The sequence below is a fragment of the Mesorhizobium sp. M2A.F.Ca.ET.037.01.1.1 genome, assembly GCF_003998075.1.
Lineage (GTDB): Bacteria > Pseudomonadota > Alphaproteobacteria > Rhizobiales > Rhizobiaceae > Mesorhizobium.
The window spans coordinates 1-956 of the sequence record NZ_RZSA01001522.1 but is presented as its reverse complement, the minus strand read 5'-3'; the positions used below and the strand labels follow the sequence as shown (position 1 = coordinate 956).

Here is a 956-nt window from a genome sequence, read left to right as displayed (position 1 = left end):
CTCCAAAGCCACCCCGTCAGTATTGACCTTGCCGTCTAGAGCCTTCTTGCCCTTCGCGTAGCCTGAGAAGTGGCTTCTTTCGTTGCCCCTCGCAGGGAAAAAAACGTGTCATTGGTCTTCGGTACCGTCTGGGGGACCGACACCGCCAGTGTGGGCAGCGGAATAAGCGTAGGCTCTTCGTTCTTCGTGCGGTCACCCGATAGTTCCATGTTCCGGCTTCAAGGTTGAGGACCAACGCATCGCGGCAACTTCCGTACGCCTCTGTCCGGTCAGAATGAGCAGCTTGACGATGGAGCCGAACGAATAGCCGATATCGCCCGGTTCGGGCTCACAGCCCGTTCATATAGCCGCCAGTTCGGCATCGTTCACCACTCGCTTGCGCTTGACGATCGGGGCCGGATCCGGATTTTCCAATCCCTCGCGGGGAAACCGCGGATGAGCCGTTGCGGCGGTTTGCGACACCAGTTGAAAAATGCCCGCATACACCAGAAGGCCGTGTTAGCCGCTTGCGGGTGACCCCCGGCGACGATCTTCTTGGTGACGTTAGCAATGTCGGTGTCGATCACATGGTGGATAGAGCGACTCCCGAGGGCAGGCACAAGATACCGGTTCAGGCTGGCCTCGACCAGTGCGGTGTTTTGAGGGTCGTTACTCGGCGGCCTGGAGGTGACCGCCATCGCCGTCCTCGGTATCGTCAGCGCTGATATGCGCCTGATCGGCAAGGAAGGCTGGCAGTTCCGATGGAGCTATGCTGGAATTTGGGTGACGAGGCTGATCAAGCGGCGCTCTGCGGCTTCGTTTCGATGACCTGGATTCCGTCCAGGAACCTGGCACCTGCGATGAGTTTCGGCAACTGATTTTGTCCTTTCAATCGTCGCCACTTCCTGGCCGCGGCCAACAGCTTGAAGACCATCAGCTGGGCGGTTTTCGAGGATAGCGAGCCCTTGGTACGCACC

General features: G+C 59.0%; 1 pseudogene. It reads right to left on the bottom strand.

The window, feature by feature from the left end:
* Window positions 1-775 precede the first annotated feature (775 nt).
* Window positions 776-956, bottom strand: a pseudogene (locus EOA27_RS41750) (IS256 family transposase); the annotation flags it as partial.